This is a genomic window from Kitasatospora sp. GAS1066B (genome assembly GCF_041262605.1).
Lineage (GTDB): Bacteria > Actinomycetota > Actinomycetes > Streptomycetales > Streptomycetaceae > Kitasatospora.
This window is the reverse complement of the sequence record NZ_JBGCCO010000012.1, coordinates 55037-71961: the sequence shown is the minus strand read 5'-3', so window position 1 is coordinate 71961 and position 16925 is coordinate 55037. Positions and strand designations below refer to the sequence as shown.

The 16925-nt window shown below is 72.6% G+C and carries 15 protein-coding genes; 4 read left to right on the top strand and 11 right to left on the bottom strand.

The window, feature by feature from the left end:
* Nucleotides 1-3 precede the first annotated feature (3 nt).
* From ABH937_RS15665 to egtA, 6 genes are all read right to left on the bottom strand, one after another.
* Nucleotides 4-609 carry a TetR/AcrR family transcriptional regulator gene (locus ABH937_RS15665; protein WP_370218502.1) on the bottom strand — a complete coding sequence of 202 codons (606 nt, stop codon included), beginning with the start codon at nucleotides 607-609 and terminating at the stop codon, nucleotides 4-6.
* Nucleotides 610-782: 173 nt separating this feature from the next.
* Nucleotides 783-2657: an alkaline phosphatase family protein gene (locus ABH937_RS15660; RefSeq protein ID WP_370218501.1), complete on the bottom strand. Its 1875-nt coding sequence runs from the start codon at nucleotides 2655-2657 to the stop codon at nucleotides 783-785.
* Nucleotides 2658-2818: 161 nt separating this feature from the next.
* Nucleotides 2819-3793, bottom strand: a complete 975-nt coding sequence (gene egtD / locus ABH937_RS15655; RefSeq protein WP_370218500.1) for an L-histidine N(alpha)-methyltransferase — start codon at nucleotides 3791-3793, stop codon at nucleotides 2819-2821.
* Entirely contained in the window at nucleotides 3790-4563 is a 774-nt protein-coding gene (gene egtC, locus ABH937_RS15650) for an ergothioneine biosynthesis protein EgtC (RefSeq protein ID WP_280689958.1), read from the bottom strand. The genes egtD and egtC overlap by 4 nt, the downstream gene beginning before the upstream one ends.
* Entirely contained in the window at nucleotides 4563-5885 is a 1323-nt protein-coding gene (egtB, locus tag ABH937_RS15645; RefSeq protein WP_280690197.1) for an ergothioneine biosynthesis protein EgtB, read from the bottom strand. The genes egtC and egtB overlap by 1 nt, the downstream gene beginning before the upstream one ends.
* A gap of 86 nt (nucleotides 5886-5971) precedes the next feature.
* The gene (egtA, locus tag ABH937_RS15640) at nucleotides 5972-7363 is read right to left on the bottom strand and encodes an ergothioneine biosynthesis glutamate--cysteine ligase EgtA (protein WP_370218498.1); all 1392 of its coding nucleotides are present in this window, start codon (nucleotides 7361-7363) and stop codon (nucleotides 5972-5974) included.
* 287 nt (nucleotides 7364-7650) lie between these two features.
* On the opposite strand from egtA, the gene ABH937_RS15635 reads away from it, so the two are divergent.
* The 3 genes from ABH937_RS15635 to ABH937_RS15625 all read left to right on the top strand — a co-directional run bounded on the left by ABH937_RS15635 (nucleotide 7651) and on the right by ABH937_RS15625 (nucleotide 11174).
* Nucleotides 7651-8331, top strand: a complete 681-nt coding sequence (locus ABH937_RS15635) for a TetR/AcrR family transcriptional regulator (protein ID WP_280689957.1) — start codon at nucleotides 7651-7653, stop codon at nucleotides 8329-8331.
* Between the two features lie 154 nt (nucleotides 8332-8485).
* Entirely contained in the window at nucleotides 8486-9991 is a 1506-nt protein-coding gene (locus ABH937_RS15630) for an MFS transporter (protein WP_280689955.1), read from the top strand.
* Nucleotides 9992-10130: 139 nt separating this feature from the next.
* A complete protein-coding gene (locus tag ABH937_RS15625) occupies nucleotides 10131-11174 on the top strand; it encodes a S66 peptidase family protein (RefSeq protein ID WP_370218495.1) in 1044 nt (347 codons plus the stop codon).
* Nucleotides 11175-11239: 65 nt separating this feature from the next.
* Here the strand turns inward: ABH937_RS15625 and ABH937_RS15620 are convergent, their stop codons facing one another.
* The gene (locus ABH937_RS15620; protein ID WP_370218494.1) at nucleotides 11240-12526 is read right to left on the bottom strand and encodes an MFS transporter; all 1287 of its coding nucleotides are present in this window, start codon (nucleotides 12524-12526) and stop codon (nucleotides 11240-11242) included.
* Nucleotides 12523-13764: an aminotransferase class V-fold PLP-dependent enzyme gene (locus ABH937_RS15615; RefSeq protein ID WP_280689951.1), complete on the bottom strand. Its 1242-nt coding sequence runs from the start codon at nucleotides 13762-13764 to the stop codon at nucleotides 12523-12525. Before ABH937_RS15615 ends, ABH937_RS15620 begins: the two co-directional genes overlap by 4 nt.
* Between ABH937_RS15615 and ABH937_RS15610 the strand changes: the two genes are divergently transcribed.
* On the top strand, nucleotides 13763-15178 hold the full coding sequence (locus ABH937_RS15610; protein WP_370218493.1) for a PLP-dependent aminotransferase family protein: 1416 nt from the start codon (nucleotides 13763-13765) through the stop codon (nucleotides 15176-15178). The two genes, ABH937_RS15615 and ABH937_RS15610, sit on opposite strands and share 2 nt — an antisense overlap.
* A gap of 33 nt (nucleotides 15179-15211) precedes the next feature.
* Here the strand turns inward: ABH937_RS15610 and ABH937_RS15605 are convergent, their stop codons facing one another.
* Genes ABH937_RS15605 through ABH937_RS15595 form a run of 3 tightly spaced genes read right to left on the bottom strand, consistent with a single transcriptional unit; the run spans nucleotide 15212 to nucleotide 16877 of the window.
* Nucleotides 15212-15661: a GNAT family N-acetyltransferase gene (locus ABH937_RS15605; RefSeq protein WP_280689949.1), complete on the bottom strand. Its 450-nt coding sequence runs from the start codon at nucleotides 15659-15661 to the stop codon at nucleotides 15212-15214.
* Between the two features lie 29 nt (nucleotides 15662-15690).
* Nucleotides 15691-16290: an O-methyltransferase gene (locus tag ABH937_RS15600; protein ID WP_280689948.1), complete on the bottom strand. Its 600-nt coding sequence runs from the start codon at nucleotides 16288-16290 to the stop codon at nucleotides 15691-15693.
* Nucleotides 16291-16304: 14 nt separating this feature from the next.
* A complete protein-coding gene (locus ABH937_RS15595) occupies nucleotides 16305-16877 on the bottom strand; it encodes an RBBP9/YdeN family alpha/beta hydrolase (RefSeq protein WP_370218490.1) in 573 nt (190 codons plus the stop codon).
* Nucleotides 16878-16925 lie beyond the last annotated feature (48 nt).

Sequence of the window (16925 nt, the reverse complement as noted above, 5' to 3'; positions counted from 1 at the left end):
GTGTCAGGTGGGGGTGCCGCCCAGGGCGCGCAGCGAGAAGGAGATCAGGGCGGGGATCAGGTCGTCGGGTGCCCGGCCGCCGTCCGCGAGCGGCCCGACCAGTGCCTCGCCGACCCCGCCGACCAGTAGCGCGGCGGTCAACTCGGCGTCCTGCGCGGGCAGTCGGCCGGCCGCCACGCCCTCGGCGATCCGGGCCGCGATCACGTCGCGAAAGGCCCGGCGGAATACCAGGCGCTCGGCCTCCACCTCCGGGTCCACCGGCTCGGCCAGCAGCGCGTAGGCCAGGCGCGGGGCGCCCAGTGCGCGGCCCGCGAAGGTGCCGATCACCGAGGCGACCTGGGCGTGCAGGTCGCCCGCGAAGGCGGCCGCCTCGCGCACCGCCGCCACCTCCCGGCCGACCACGGTGCGGAACAGCTCGGCCACCAGCTCGGCCTTGCTCGGGAAGGAGCGGTACACCGTCCCGGTGGCGATCTGGGCCCGCTCGGCCACGGCGGCCACCGAGCAGGCGGCGTAACCGCGTTCGGCGAGCAGCTCGGTCGCGGCGGCCAGCACCGTCTCGCGCTGGGCGTCGAGCCGGGCTTGCACGGCGGGTGTCTTCCGGTAGGCCACGGCAAGAAGTGAAGCAGCGATTCAGTTCTTCGGCAAGACCCCTGGCAGGACCGCGAGCAGTGCCCCTGCGGGGGCTCTGGAACGCGGAACCGGGGCCGTGGCTGGTGGCCACGACCCCGGTCGGGACGGCTACTCGGGCAGCGGCGTCGCTCGACGCCAGGCCCCGGCGGAGGTCAGGAGACGTTCAGTGCGGTGTCGTCGATCACGAAGCTGGTCTGTGCGGAGGAGGAGTTCTCCACGCCGGTGAACTTCAGGGCGACGCTTTTGCCCGCGTAGGAGGAGAGGTTGAGGTTGATCTGGGTGTAGCCGTTGTTGGCGTTGAGGTTGCTGTAGGTGGCCAGGGTGGTGCCGTTGGCGGTGACGGTGAGCTTGTCGGCTGCGGTGGTGCCGGTCTTGTTGGTGTCGATGTGCAGCCAGAAGCTGAAGTTCGCGGAGCAGCCGGTTGGGATGGTGACGGTCTGCGCCAGGGTGTCGGTGTGGGAGGAGCCGTAGCCGTCCAGCCAGGCGTCGTAGTTGCCGGAGTGGGCGGGTTCGCTGACCGTGTCGCTGTTGATGACGCCGGAGGTCGCGGTCCACGGGGCGGCGCTGCCGGTCTCGAAGTCGGCGTTGCCGAGCAGCTGGGCCGGGGTGCAGCCGCTGGAGCTGGGGCTGACGGTCCAGCTGAAGGTGGCACTGCCGGTGGCGCCGGTGGTGTCGGTGGCCGTGGCGGTCACCGAGGAGGTGCCGGCGGTGGTAGGGGTGCCGGAGACCAGACCGCTGGAGTTGATGGTGAGGCCGGCGGGCAGGCCGGTGGCGGTGTAGGTGAGGGTCTGGCCGGTGGCGCTGTCGGTGCCGGTGAGCTGGAGGTCGGCGGCGGTGCCGACGGTGCCGTTCTGGGTGCCCGGGTTGTTGAGGGTGACGGTGTTGCCGGCGGCCGGTGCGACGGTCCAGTTGAAGGTGGCACTGCCAGAGGGCCCGGTGGAGTCGGTGGCCGTGACGGTCACCGAGGAGGTGCCGGCGGTGGTCGGGGTGCCCGAGATCAGGCCGCTGGCGGCGTTGACGCTCAGGCCGGCCGGCAGGCCGGTGGCGGTCCAGTTGAGCGTGCCGGTGGCGGTGTCGGTCGCGCTGAGCTGGAGGTTGGCGGCGGTGCCGACGGTGCCGTTCTGGTCGCCGGGTGCGGTCACCGTGACGCTGCCGGTGCTGCCGCTGCCGGCCCAGGCGTCGGTGATCGGGGTGGCCTGGGCGGCGGCGCCGGCGTACGGCAGGCCGTACATGTCCTCGATCGTGCGCAGCACGCTGAAGTGGTTGATCTGCTCGTTGTAGGTGCCGGGCTTGACCTGCTGGCCGTTGAAGAAGGTGGCGATCTGGTTGAGGCTGGAGCTGCTGTCGTCCTCGTCGAAGGTGGTGATCAGCAGGCTGTTGTGGGTCTTCGCCCACTGGACGTAGCTGTCCAGGTTGTTCTTCAGCCAGGTGTCACCGGTGGAGATCGAGCAGTCGTGGATGTCGTCGCAGAGGTTGGGGATCACCCAGGAGACCGTGGGCAGCTTCGTGTAGTCGGTCGGGAAGGCCGAGAACGGTTGGCTGTCGGTGGCCGGCACGTTGCTGAAGTTGGTCCACGGCACGTGCTTGCGGGCGTACTCGCCCGAGGTGCAGGCCGTGGAGCCGACCGACGGCAGGCCCTCCGAGTAGCCGGTGAAGGTCAGGCCCTTGGCGATCAGCTGGGCGCCTTCGTTGTCGCTGCTGAAGGTGTGCGGGCAGGAGTCGTCCGACACGCCCTGGTCGGAGCCCGAGAAGAGGTCCAGGTAGTTGGGCTGACTGGGGTGCGAGATCGCGAACGAGTTGGTGAAGTTCGCCCCGGTGTTGGCGAGTTGGTTGAAGTAGGGGGCACTGGAGTTGCCGACGATGGAGCTCTGTGAGGTGTTCTCGAAGAGCACGACGACGACGTGGTCCGGACGTGGTACCGAGGCGGCGGCGAGGGCCGGTTGCGCGGCGGTGGTGACGCTCGCGGTGAGACCGCAGAGCAGGCTCAGGGCGGCGGTGAGGCCGGCAGCCAGACGGGGAAGGCGCACGAAGTCTCCTCGGGGAGGCGGGTGTTGAGTGCCCATCATTCGCACTTGACGGTGTCCCTACAAGGGTCGTGCAGCGAACACCGTGCGAACTCCCGCTCCCCGAGGAGTGCTTCGGCCGACCCCGGTGCCACACCGGCTCGGCCGACCTCGGCGGTGAGCCCCTACATCGGCTCGGCCAGCGACAGCCCGAACCGCCCTTCGGGGTCGGTCCACCAGTGCCGCAGCGCGAAGGAGGCGGCGGCCAGCTCCGAAGACACCCTGTCACGGCGGAACTTCGCCGAGATCTCGGTGCGCAGCTGCTCGCCCTCGGCGAACTCCACCGTCATCCCCAGCGCCGGGATCGCCACCTGCTGCGCGAAGCGTGAGCGCAGCCGCATCTCGATCCACTCCTGCTCCGCGTCCCAGAGCGCCACATGCTCGAAGGCGGCCGGGTCGAAGCTCGCGTCCAGCTCGCGGTCCAGCACGTTGAGCACGTTCTTGTTGAACTCGGCGGTCACGCCGGCCGCGTCGTCGTACGCCGCCACCAGCACGGCCGGGTCCTTGACCAGGTCGGTGCCGAGCAGCAGCGCGTCGCCGGGTGCCAGTTCGGCGCGAAGCGCGGCCAGGAAGCGGGACCGCTCAGCCGGCAGCAGGTTGCCCAGCGTGCCGCCCAGGAAGGCGACCAGTCTCGGCGCGCCCACCGCACGCGGCAGGGCCAGGCTCGCGGTGAAGTCGGAGACCACCCCGTGGATCGCCAACTCCGGGTAGTCGGCGGCCAGGGCCGCGCCGGCCTCGCGCAGCGCGCTCTCCGAGACGTCCACCGGCACGTAGGTGTCCAGGGTGCCGAGGTCGCGCAGCGCGTCCAGCAGCAGTCGGGTCTTCTCCGAGGAGCCGGAGCCCAGCTCGACCAGCGTGCGGGCCTTGGTGGCCTGCGCGATCTCGGTCGCCCGCTCGGTGAGGATGGCCCGCTCGGCACGGGTCGGGTAGTACTCGGGCAGTTTGGTGATGTCCTCGAACAGCTCGCTGCCCCGCTTGTCGTAGAACCACTTCGGCGGCAGCCACTTGGCCGGCGCGGTCAGCCCGTGCCGCACGTCCGCGCGCAGCGCCTGGGCGAAGTGGTCGGTGGGGAGCAGGCGGGTGAGCTCGAAGGCGGTCATCGGATCCGGTCCTCTCGGGAAGCGGCGGTGGCATCCAGCGGGCGGATGGTCACCGCGTCGGGGGTGGCCAGCAGGACGGAGCGGTCGGGCACCGGGGTCCAGCCCGGGCCGTCGTCGCCGGGTTCGGAGGCGACCAGCACGCTGCGGCCGCGCTCCAGGCGGTGGAACAGGGTGTCGCCCCAGGTGGTCGCCGCGATCGAACGACCGTCAGTGACCAGCAGGTTGAGCCGGGAGTCGGTATGGCTCGCGATCTCGCCGACGGTGGCCGCCAGCGCGTCGCCCACCGCCTGCCCGGCCCGCAGGCGCCGCCGCAGCAGTGCCCAGACCAGCACGGAGTCGCAGTGCGCCTCCAGCCCCAGCAGCTCGGCTGGTTCGAGCAGCGCGGCGAGTTCGCCGGCCGCCGCCGGCCAGCCGCCGATCACGCCGTTGTGGCTGAACAGCCAGCCGTCCCCGGTGTACGGGGCGGCCGCCGCCTCGCTCGCCGTGGTCCCCGCGGTGGCGGAGCGGACGGCCGCCAGCAGGGCCCCGGTGCGGATCACCCGGGCCAGATCGGTCAGGTTCTCGTCGGCCCAGATCGGCACCGCCCGCCGGTAGCGGGCCGGCAGCGGATCGCCCTCGGCGTACCAGCCGAGCCCGAAACCGTCGGCGTTGACCGTCCCGTGCCGCTGCAGCCGCGGTGACCAGGACTGCCGGTAGAGCCCGTAGGCCGGCTCGACCAGCAGCTCGGCCGGGCTCACCGGCTCGCCCAGGTAGGCGAGATGACGGCACATCAGCTACCGTCCAGCAGGTCGCGGGCAGTTCGGAAGCCGGCGAAGATCTGCCGCCGGATCGGGTAGTCCCAGTTGCGGAAGGTGCCCCGGCAGGCCACCGGCGCGACCGCGAAGCTACCGCCCCGCAGCACCTTGTACTCGGCCGGCTCGCCCGGCGGCGCGAAGAAGACCTCCGAGTACTCCCGGTAGGGCCAGGCCTTGAACCCCGGGTAGGGGGTGAAGTCGCTGGCCGTCCACTCCCACACGTCACCGATCAACTGCCGCACGCCGTACGGCGAGGCGCCCTCGGGGTAGCTGCCGACCGGGGCCGGCTGGAGGTGCCGCTGGCCCAGGTTGGCGTGCTGCGGCCCCGGTGCCTGGTCGCCCCAGGGGAAGCGGCGGGAGCGGCCGCTGACCGGGTCGTGGCGCGCGGCCTTCTCCCACTCGGCCTCGGTCGGCAGCCGCCGGCCGGCCCAGCGGGCGTAGGCGTCCGCCTCGTACCAAGTGACGTGCAGCACCGGCTCGTCGGCCGGGACGGGTTCTAGCTGCCCGAACCGGCGGCGCAGCCACTGGCCGTCGGTGCGGCTCCAGAACAGCGGCGCGGTCAGCCCGGCGGCCATCCGGTGCGTCCAGCCCGCCGGACTCCACCAGCGTGGCTCCTGGTAGCCGCCGTCCTCGATGAACCGCTGGTAGGCGGCGTTGCTGACCGGGGTGGTGTCGATCGCGAACCCCGGCAGCTCGACCTGGTGGGCGGGGCGCTCGTTGTCCAGTGCCCACGGCTCGGTGTCCGTGCCCATGGTGAACGGCCCGGCGGGGATGACGACTTCGGCGGGCAGCCGGCCTGCCGGTGCCGGACCGGGCGCCGGGGCGGTGAGCACGGCGGCGCCGGTGCGCAGCTGATGGGTGATCAGCATGGTCTCGTCGTGCTGCTGTTCGTGCTGGGCGATCAGCCCGAAGGCGAAACCGGCGGCCAGCAGCGGCCGGCCGGACAGCTGCACGCCGTCCAGCAGGTCGAGCACCCGGCCGCGCACCTCGTGGGCGTAGCCGCGGGCCTCGGCGGGCGGCAGCAGCGGCAGCGTGGGGCGTTCGGCGCGCGGGTGCTCGAAGGCGTCGTAGAGCGGGTCGATCTCGGGGTGCATCGGGTCGCGGCCGCCGACGTTGCGCAGCAGCCAGAGTTCCTCCTGGTTGCCGATGTGCGCCAGGTCCCAGACCAGCGGGGACATCAGACGCGAGTGCTGGGCGGTCAGTTCGTCGTCGGCCACCGAGTCGGTCAGCAGTCGGGTGCGCTCCCGGGCGGCCAGCAGCTCGGCGGCGATCGTCTCGCGCAACCGCTCCTCGCTCAGATCGGCGAGGCCGGTCGGTTCGGCGAGGCCGGTCGGTCCGGTGGGGCTCGGTTCGGCGAGGTGGTGCGCGGTGGTGGGGTCGGGGTTCAGCACGGTGCGTCCTCCTCGGGCGAGGGCTGGCGGAGCGCGGCCGGCGCCTCCAGCAGGTCGTCGGCCGGACATCGGCCCCTGGTGGTGTAGCGCTCGGCGAACTCGCCGACAGCCGACCGCAGTTGTCCGGCGGCGGGCTGGCCGGCCCGCTCCTGGTCGGCCAGCACCTGATCGGCCGCCGCGAAGCAGTCGAGCGCGGCCCGGCGCAACACCGGGTCGTCCATGCCCCGGGTCGCGGCCCTGGTCCAGGCCGGACCCCGCGGCCCCGGCTCGGCGGTGGCCGCCGCGAGCGGCTCCACGGCGGCGAGCGCGGCGTCGGCGGCCCGCGGGTCGGCGAACAGCGCGGCGGCCAGCGCCGCCGGGACCATCCAGCCGTCGCCCGGCTGTGCGTCGATCATCCGCAGCTCCAGGTAGCCGCGCGGGCGTACCGGGGGGAAGAGCGTGGTCATGTGGTAGTCGAGGTCCGCCAGGGTCGGCCGCTCGGCCTCGGGCCGGTCCAGCCAGTCGCGGAAGGTCAGCCCGTGGGGCGCGGTCCAGGAACGGCCGTCCGGCCGGCGCACGCAGAGCACCGCGGCGTCCAGCACGTAGCGGGCCCAGGCCGCGCGCGGATCGCCGTCCGCGCCATCGCCGTTCAGGACGCCGGGCGCCAGCGTGCGACTGGGGTCCATCCGCGACCAGACGGCCTGCCGGGTGGACCGGTAGCCGGTCGGCCGCCCGTCCAGCAGCGGGGAGTTGGCGAAGGCGGCGACCAGCACCGGGCCGAGCCGGTGGGCCAGCTCCCAGCGGGCCCGGAAGCCGTGTCCGGTACCGGGAGCGCTCTCGTCGTCGGTGCCCGCGTCCAGGCAGACCTGGGTGGACGCGGTGGCGCACATCATGATCTTGCCCCAGGGGCCGGCGCGCCCGAAGAACTCTTCCATCGCCAGGTAGCGAGGCTGGCGCAGGGTCACCTGACGCTTCCTCGGATGGGGTTCGGTGCCGTAGCCGGCGAGGGTCAGGCCCTGGGCGGCGAAGGCGGCCCGCAGGATGCCGAGGTCCAGGCTGGTGATCTCGATGCAGCCGGCCAGATCATCGGCGGCGGGGGAGCTGAGCTCGACCTGGCCGCCGGGCTCGCGGGTGAGCCGGGAGCCGTGCGGGAGAAACGGGTGATCGGGGGGTAGCCGCAGAGCGTCGAGGGCGGCGGTCACCCGATCGGGAGCGGGTAGGGCGTGGGGACGACCGGGGTCGTGGACGAGCCATTCCAGCTCGACTCCGACTTGTCCGGGTGGTCCGATCTTGAAACACGTGCTGGCCACGTACGCCTCGGCGGACGACTGGGTCAGCGGGGTCACCGTCGGCGGTGCCTCTGGCTCGGTGTCGAGCGGGGAGCTCGACGGCCGTGCGACGTTCACTGCGTTCACCGTCCTCGTGCTGCGGATCAGGGCTTGTGCGGATCAGGGCTGACGGGGGTCAGCGCAACCAGACCTTCTTGCCCAGTCTGCGGCGGCCTATCCGGCGTTGCCCGGCCGTTTCGCCGCACCATCTCGATTCCCCGAGGTCAGCGCGGGCAACCGGGTGAGGTGAGGTGGCTCACACCTGACGCAACGGGCGCCTGGGCCGGAATATGTGGGGAGCTTCTCCCCGTTTGCAGGTACAGTTGAGCGAAGTGGGGACGGATTCCCCGGAAAGGAGTGCCGCGATGGGAACCAAGCAGGCGGGGACATGCACCTCCGCGATCGCTGCGGGCATCCGTGCGGCGGCACCCCGGCTCCGGAAGGACGCCACCCTCAACCGGGAACGGATCCTGGACGCCGCCAGGGAGCTCTTCGCCGACGCGGGCGACGACGTGCCGCTGGACGAGATCGCCAAGCGGGCCGGGGTCGGCAACGCGACGCTGTACCGCAACTTCCCCGACCGCACCGCGCTGGTCCACCAGGTCGCGCTGCGGGCGATGGAGGGCGGGGTGGAGCGGGCCCGGGAGGCGCTGGCCGCCCCGGGCGACCCGTTCGAGGCGATCTGCCGCTTCGCGCACGAGGCCGCCGACGAGCAGATCGGGGCGCTCTGCTCGCTGCTCTCCGACCACCTGGTGCTGCACGACGACGAGCAGCTCTTCGCCACCCGGGCGGAGATGGAGCGGCTGGTCGAGGAGCTGATGGCGCGGGCCCGGCTGGCCGGCTCGCTGCGCCCCGACGTGGGCCCGGGCGACCTGCTGGTCGCGCTGGCTCGGCTGACCCGCCCGCTGCCCGGCAGTGCCAACTGCCCGGACCACGACATGTTCGTCCGCCGTCACCTGCAGCTCTTCCTGGACGGGCTGCGCGCACCGGCGGCCTCCGTGCTGCCCGGACGCGCGGCCACCCTGGAGGACCTGCGCCGCTCGTGACCCGCTGACCCGCTCATGACCTGCTGACCCGCTCATGACCCCCACGTCGAACCGCTGATCCCGTTGCCGGCACCGCCCGGCCCTCGACTTCTCCTTTGACGCGGCACCGCCGCGCCGACCCGTAAGCAATTCCTGCCGTTAGGTGAGTACCTCCATGTCTCAAACCGTCCCGCAGGCCGACCCCAGGCGCTGGAAGGCACTGGGCTTCATCGGTCTGGCCCAGCTGATGGTCGTGCTGGACGCGACCATCGTGAACATCGCCCTGCCGTCCGCCCAGCGTGCGCTGCACTTCACCGACGCCAACCGCACCTGGGTGATCACCGCCTACGCGCTGGCCTTCGGCGGGCTGCTGCTCTTCGGTGGCCGTATCGCGGACCTCTGGGGACGTCGGCGCACCTTCATCACCGGCCTGATCGGCTTCGCCGCCGCGTCGGCGATCGGTGGCGCCTCGCAGAGCATCGGGATGCTGATCGGCGCCCGCGCTCTGCAGGGTCTGTTCGGCGCGCTGCTCGCGCCGGCCGCGCTCTCGCTGCTGACCGTCATGTTCACCGAGGCGAAGGAGCGGGCCAAGGCCTTCGGCATCTACGGTGCGATCGCCGGTGGTGGTGGCGCGCTCGGTCTGATCCTGGGCGGCGCGCTCACCCAGTACCTGAACTGGCGCTGGACCTTCTTCATCAACGTCCCGTTCGCGGTGATCGCGGTGGCCGGCGCGATCCTGGTGATCCGGGAGCCGGAGGGTACCCGCAACCGCAACAAGCTGGACATCCCCGGCGTGCTGCTGGTCTCCACCGGCCTGGTCTCGCTGGTCTACGGCTTCACCAAGGCGTCCGAGGACGGCTGGAGCTCGCACACCACGATCGGCCTGTTCATCGCCGCCGCGGTGCTGCTGGCAGCCTTCGTGGTGGTCGAGAACATGGTCAAGTCCCCGCTGCTGCCGATGCGGGTGGTGCTCGACCGCAACCGCGGTGGCGCCTACCTCTCGCTGGGCCTGGCCGTGATCGGCATGTTCGGCCTGTTCCTCTTCCTCACCTACTACCTGCAGAACATCCTCGGCTACTCCCCGGTGATGACCGGCGTCGCCTTCCTGCCGATGGTGGCGGGCATGATCACCGGCTCCACCCAGATCGGCGCCCGTCTGATGAACCGGGTCCCGGCCCGGATGCTGATGGGCCCCGGCTTCGTGGTTGCCTCGGTGGGCATGCTGATCCTCACCCAGATCAAGGTCGACTCCTCGTACCTGCTGCTGCTGCCCGGCCTGGTCCTGATGGGTCTCGGCATGGGTACCGCGTTCATGCCGGCGATGAGCCTGGCCACCTTCCGGGTCCGCCCGCAGGACGCCGGTGTCGCCTCCGCGATGGTGAACACCTCGCAGCAGGTCGGTGGTGCGATCGGCACCGCGCTGCTGAGCACGGTGGCGACCAGCGCGACCGCGGCCTACGCCAAGACCCACGTCCTGCCCACGTCGCCGAAGCAGCTGCAGATGCTGGAGACGGCCCAGGCCGCGGTGCACGGCTTCTCCACCGCGATCTGGTGGTCCTTCGGGCTCCTGCTGCTGGCCGCGGCGATCGCCACGGCGCTGCTGAACGGCGGCGGCAAGGCCAACCACATCGCCGCCTCCGGTGACGGCGAGGTCGCCGACATCCCGGTGATGGCGCACTGAGCACCGGTGCAGGAGTGCTGACGGAGCGTCACCCGTAGTCGGTCGGTGGGCCGGATCTCCCCAAGGGGGTCCGGCCCACCGGCGTGTGCGGCTGTAAAGCGCTGGCCGGGCCATGGTTGGTGTTCATAGGATCAGCGCCATGACAGATCCCGTGCACCCGCCCAAGCCCCGCCCCGGCGACCGCGTCGCCGTCATCTCACCGTCCTTCGCCGGGCCCGCGGTCTTCCCGCACCCGTACGAACTCGGGGCGCGGCGGCTGCGCGAGGACTTCGGTCTCGACCTGGTCGAGTACCCGACCACCCGCAAGCTCGACGCCACCCCGCAGGAGCGGGCGGCCGACGTGAACGCGGCCTTCGCCGACCCGAGTATCAAGGCGGTGCTGGCCACCATCGGCGGCGAGGACCAGATCACCGTGCTGCCGCACCTGGACCGGGAGCTGATCCGGGCCAACCCGAAGCCGTTCTTCGGCTACAGCGACAACACCGCGCTGCTGCTCTTCCTGCGCAACCTGGGCATGGTCTCCTACCACGGCAGCTCGGTGATGGTGCACGCCGGCCGCGGCGGGGCGATGCACCCGGCCAGCGCGGAGTCGCTGCGCGCGGCGCTCTTCACGTCGGGGCCGTACGAGCTGCGGCCCAGCGAGACGGTCGGCGACCAGCCGTGGCACTGGACCCAGCCCGAACTGCTGGAGCTCGAACCGGTGATGGAGGCCGCTGAGGGCTGGATCTGGCACAACGCCGACCAGGTGGTCGACGGGCTGGGCTGGGGTGGCAACCTGGAGATCCTCTCCTGGCTGGCGATGGCCGACCGGGAGATCCGCCCGGTCGAGGAGTACGCCGGGCAGGTGCTCTACCTGGAGACCTCCGAGGAGATGCCGAGCGCCACGGAGATCTACCGGATCCTGCGCAACCTGGGCGAGCGCGGCCTGCTGCGCCGGTTCCCCGCGCTGCTGATGGCCCGCGCGAAGGCCTGGAGCTTCGCCAAGCCGCTGGAGCCGGCCGCGAAGGCCGAGTACCGCAAGGGCCAGCGCGAGGCGGTGCTGCGGGCGCTGAAGGAGTACGCGCCGCAGACGATGGCGGTCTTCGACGTCGACTTCGGGCACACCGACCCGCAGCTGATCCTGCCCTGCGGCGGGCGGATCCGGGTGGACGGTCCGACGCGGCGGATCACCGTCTGGTACTGACGGAGCGTCAGTTTCCGTACCCGGGGCGGGGAGCGCGCGGCGCTGCCCCGCCCCGGGATGCTCGCTCACCGCGGCGTCGGCAGCTCCCGCAGCCGGCTGACCGGCGAGACCAGCAGGCCCAGTACCACGGCGGCCGAGCCGGCGGCGGCGACCACCAGCGCCTCCCGAGCCCCGAGCCAGCCGGTCGCCAGCCCGGCGAAGAGGCCGCCGAGCGATCCGCCGCCGAACAGCAGGGTGCGGAACACCGCCGTCATCCGGCCCATCATCGCCTGCGGCGTGTTGGTCTGGCGCAGGCTCACGATGATCACTCCGGCCACGCCCAGCCCCAGGTAGGTGACGAAGAAGGAGAGCACGAACATCGCGATCCGCACCGGCCGTGGCCCGTCGGCCAGCACGATCAGGCTCGGTCCGAGCAGCAGCGCCGACTGCGCCACCAGGTAGACCCGGCCGAGCGGGAACCGTCTGATCACCCGTCCGGAGAGCAGCGCGCCGAGCAGGCCGCCCACCGAGGCGGTCGCGAAGATGCCGCCCAGGGTGGCCGCGGACAGGTGCAGGTCGTGGGTGCCGTAGAGCAGGAACATGGTCCAGACGGTGATCATCGAGAAGTTGCAGCAGAAGCCGACCAGCGCGAGCGCCCGCAGGATGCGGTCGCCCAGCACCCAGCGCAGGCCGTCGCGCAGTTCGGTCGGCGCGTGCCGCCGGGTCGCCGTGGCGGGGTCCGGCTCCGGGGTGCGGATCAGCAGCAGTGAGAGCACCGAGACCGCGTAGGAGGCGGCGTCGACCACCAGTGCCACCGGTGCGGTGAGCGCGGAGACCAGCAGGCCGGCGAGCCCGGGGCCGGCCACGTCGGCGGCCGAGGAGCTGACCCCCATCCGGGCGGAGGCCGCCACGTACTGCTGCGGGTCCCGCACCAGGATCGGCACGTAGGACATCCAGTTGACGTCGAAGACCACGGAGGCGATGCCCACCGCGCAGGCGATCACCAGCAGGGAGGTGAAGTCGAGCGCGTGCGCCCAGGAGAGCACCGGGACGAGGCCGAGCAGCACCAGCCGGATCAGGTTGGCTGCGAGCATCAGGGGGCGCCGGCGGACCCGGTCGCTCCAGACGCCGATCAGCAGGGCCAGCCCCAGGTACGGCACCAACTGCAGGAAGCGCAGCAGCCCGACCTGCTGGTCGGTGGCGTGGAAGGCGTCGATGGCGGTCAACGGCAGGGCGAGCGAGGTCACTTGAGTGCCGAAGAGCGAGACCGTCTCGCCGAGCCAGAAGCGCAGGAAGTCGCCGTTGCGCCACAGGCTCGCGGCGGCCGAGCCCGGGGTGCCGACCGGTGCGGCCACGGTGGCGGCGGGGCTCATCGCCGGGCTCCAGGAGTGCTCAACTCGCTTATCATCGCGGCGACTTCGTCCACCTCGTCCTCGGTGTTGTAGTAGTGCGGCGACAGGCGCAGGCACCAGTCGACGTCCTTCTCCTCGAAGTCGTAGCGGGCGAACTCCCGGAAGCTCAGCGCCGAGTTGACGCGCAGCGTGTCCAGCGCCTGCTTGAACGGCTGTGGCCGCCAGCCCTCGACGGCGAAGGTGACCAGTGCTGCCGGGGCCGGCCCGCCGTCCAGCACCCGGACACCGGGCAGTGCGGCGAGTCGCTCGCGCAGCCGCCCGGCCAGCGCCGGGGTGCGGCGGGCGATCGCGGCCTGGCCCACCCACAGGGCGTAGCGCGCGGCGGCCGCGCAGCCGAGCAGGGTGGCGTAGGGGAACTCCCACTCCTCGAAGCGGGCGGCCGACTCCACCGGGCGGTACTCCTCGGGAGCCGTCCAGCGGGCGCCGTACATGTCGATGAAGAGCGGTTCGAAGCCGGCCTCCAGCACCCGCTCCGAGACGTACAGGAAGCCCGAACCGCGTGGCCCGCGTAGGAACTTGCGGCAGGTCGCGGTCAGCAGGTCGCAGCCGATCGCAGTGACGTCGAGCTCGAACTGGCCCACCGACTGGCAGGCGTCGACCAGGTAGAGCAGGTCGAGTTCGCGGCAGTGCCGGCCGATCTCGGCGATCGGCTGCACCAGCCCCGAGTTGGTCGGCACGTGGGTCACCGCGACCAGCCGGGGACGTCGGGTGCGCATCAGGGCGGCCATCGCGGCCACGTCCACGCCGGTGCCGTCCGGGCGGTCCGGCGCGTGCACCAGCTCGACACCGAACCGCTTGCGCAGCGCCAGGAAGGCGATCTGGTTGGAGATGAAGTCGTTGCGGGTGGTCAGGATGACGTCGCCGGGGTGGAAGTCGATCGCCGAGAGTGCCTTCGAGTAGGCGTGGGTGGCGCTGCCGGCGAAGGCGATCTGCTCCGGGCGGGCGCCGATCAACTCGCCGATCGAGCTGTAGAACTCGCGGACCTGCTCGGCTCGGACGGCCGCCGCCTCGTAGCCGCCGATCTCGGCCTCCAGCTGGAGGTGGTCCACCATCGCCCGGAGCACCGGGCCGGGCGCCAGCCCGCAGCCCGCGTTGTTGAAGTGGATCACCCTTGCGCAGCCCGGGGTGTCGGCCCGCAGGGCGGCCAGGTCGAGGAGCGGTTCACGGCTGCCGACAGTAGCGCTATTCTGTTTCTCCATGAACGAGAGTAGCAGTGTCGACTCGCTGCTGACCATCCTGCGGACCGAGGCGGCCCGCCTGACGCCCGGTGACCAGCTGCCCAGCAGCCGGGAGTTGGTCAATCGACACGGCGTCAGTCCGGTCACCGTGTCGCGCGCGATCGCGCTGCTCGCGGCCGAGGGCGCGGTGTTCACCCGGCCCGGGAGCGGGACCTACGTGGCCGTCCGCCCGAGCCGGGCGAGTGAGCCGGCGGACACCTCCTGGCAGGCGGTCGCGCTCGGTGGCCGATCGATCGAGCCCGCCGTGGCCGACGCCTCGTCGGCGCCGCCGGCCGGGACGATCATGCTGAGCGGCGGCTACCCGCATGAGTCGCTCCAGCCGACCAAGGCACTGGGCGCGGCGCTGGCCCGCGCCGCCCGACGCCCCGACGCCTGGCGCCGGGCCCCCGCCGCCGGCCTGGCCCCGTTGCGCGCGATCTTCGCCGGGCTGCCTGGCGGCTCGGTGACCCCCGAGGACGTGCTGATCACCGGCGGCGGCCAAGGCGCGCTCTCCCTGCTGTTCCGCGCGATCGTGCCGCCAGGCAGCCCGGTCCTGGTCGAATCGCCCAGCTACCCCGGCGCCCTGGCCGCCGCCCGGGCGGCCGGCCTGCGCCCGGTACCGGTGCCGATGGACCAGCACGGCCTGCGCCTCGAACTGCTGGCCGACGCCTTCGCGATGACCGGCGCGCGGCTGCTCTACTGCCAGCCCAGCTGCCACAATCCCACCGGCACCGTGCTCGCCGCCGAGCGGCGGCAGCAGGTGGTGGACGTGGCCCGGGCGGCCGGCGCCTTCCTGATCGAGGACGACTACGCGCGCCACCTCGGCCACGGCCGCCCGCTGCCGCGTCCACTGGTCGCCGACGACCGGGACGGCACGGTGGTGTACCTGACCTCGCTGACCAAGCCCGCCTCGCCCAGCCTGCGGATCGGCGCCGTGATCGCGCGCGGCCCGGTGCTGCGGCGCCTGCTCGGCATGCGGCGGGTGGACGACTTCTTCATCGCCCGGCCGCTCCAGGAGGCCGCCGTCGAACTGCTCAGCACCCCCGCCTGGGACCGCCACCTGCGGACCCTCGCCACCGACCTGCGGGAGCGCTGCGCCGCGCTGGCCACCGGCGTCGCCCGCGAGTTGCCCGACTGGAGCCTCGAGGTGCTGCCGGTCGGCGGCCTGCACCTCTGGCTGCGCCTGCCGCCGGACCTGCCCGAAGCCGCCCTGGCCGACACCGCGCGCCGCCACGGCGTGGCCACCGATCCGGGTGCCCCGTTCTTCCCCGCGGAGTCCTCCGCCGCCCACCTCCGCCTCGGCTTCGCCGCCGCCGCCGACCAGTCCGAGCTGGCCGAGGCCACCCGCCGCCTGGCCGGGGCGGCCGCCGAACTGCGGGAGCGGCGGGGGGAGTAGGGCCGGGTTTGTCTCCTGGCGCCGTCGACCGGGCTACTGGCTGCCCAGCACCATCAACCCCTCCGGCGTCGTCACCGGCTCGAACCCCACCTTGGCATACACCTCGTGGGCGTCGGCGGTGTTCAGCATGACCCGGCGCAGGCCCCAGGGGGCGAGGTGGTCGCGGACGGCGGTGGCGAGGGCGGTGCCCAGGCCCAGGCCGCGCGCCTCGCGGGCGATGTACACGTCGCAGAGCCAGGCGAAGGTGACGCGGTCGGTGATCACCCGGGCGTAGCCGAGCTGGCTGCCGGTGGCCGTGCGGTAGACCCCGAAGTTGAGCGAGCCGGCCACGGCCCGGTCCTGCTGCTCGCGGGACCGGCCGAGCGCCCAGTAGGAGTCCTCGGAGAGCCAGCGGTGGATCAGGTCCGGGTCCAGCCGTGCCGGGTCGATGGAGATCTGGTAGCCGTCAGGCAGGCCGACGGGTATCACGGAGTCGGAGTGCATGCCTTCATCCAAGCAAGCCTGATCCGCCGTCAGCCGCGCAGGGTCCCGATCACGCTGCTGAGGTCCGGGGCGAGCCGCACCTCGGTGGCGCGCAGGGCGGGGTGCTCCAGCCACTGCAGGCGGGCGGTGTCCGGCCGGCTGTCGTGCAGCGGCGGCCAACCGCTGCTCGGGGTGAAGTCGTCGACCACCACGGTGCCGCCCGGGGCCAGCAGCCGCGCCGGGTCGGCGGCCGCCCCGTCGCCCTTGCCCTGGCCGCCGCCGTCCAGGATCAGCAGGTCGAACGGTCCGAGCCGGTGCAGTTCGCTCCAGTCGCCGCAGACCACCTCGATCTGCGGCTGGTCGGCGAAGACCTCGGCCGCGACGGCGGCGCGGGCCGGGTCCCGTTCGACGCTGATCAGCCGGACCCCGGCCGCCGCCCCCGAGGCGAGCCAGGCCAGGCCCACCCCGCAGCCGGTGCCGCTCTCGCCGATCAGGGTGGGCGCACCCTGGGCCAGCGCGCGGATCAGCTGGCCCTGTTCGGGGCGGCAGGAGTTGCCGAAGCCGTGCGCGTCGGCGGCCGCGAGGGCGCGGCGGACCAGCGGTGGCAGGTCGGTGGCGGCGAGGTGGGCGGCGGTGCCGTGCAGTGACATGGGATTCCCGTGGGTCAGCGTGTGATGGGCTGAAGCTCCGTCAGCAGAGCTCGCCCCTCGGGCCAGTCGCCCAGCCCGGAGTCGGCGTTGAGGTGGCCGCGCGGCCCGGTCTCCACCAGCCGGGAGCCCCAGCCGCCGGCGAAGAGCCGGGCACGCTCCGGCGTGCAGTACGGGTCGTCCGAGCTCGCCACCAGGATGCTCGGGAAGGGCAGCGGCAGCAGCGGGATCGGGCTGAAGGTGGCCAGCGCCGGGATCCGCGCGTTGTCGATGTCGGCCGGCGCGACCAGCAGCGCCCCGAGCACCGTCGCGGGCGCCTGGTCTGCCTGTTCCGCCTTGGCCGCCTGGTCCGCCCAGTGCGCGACCGTCACGCACCCCAGACTGTGCGCCGCCAGCAGGACCGGGCCCGGCTGCGCCCGTACCGCCCGGTCCAGGGCGGCGACCCAGTCGGCGCACCGCGGTTCGTCCCAGTCGGCCTGCTCGACCCGCACCATCCGCGGGTCGAGCCGCTCCCAGCGGCTCTGCCAGTGCTCGGCGCCGGAGCCCTGCCAGCCGGGCAGGACGAGGACGGTGGGAAAGTCGGCGGTCATGGCGGGAGCCTAGCGTTCTGACGCTGGATCAGGTGCCGGACGGTCACC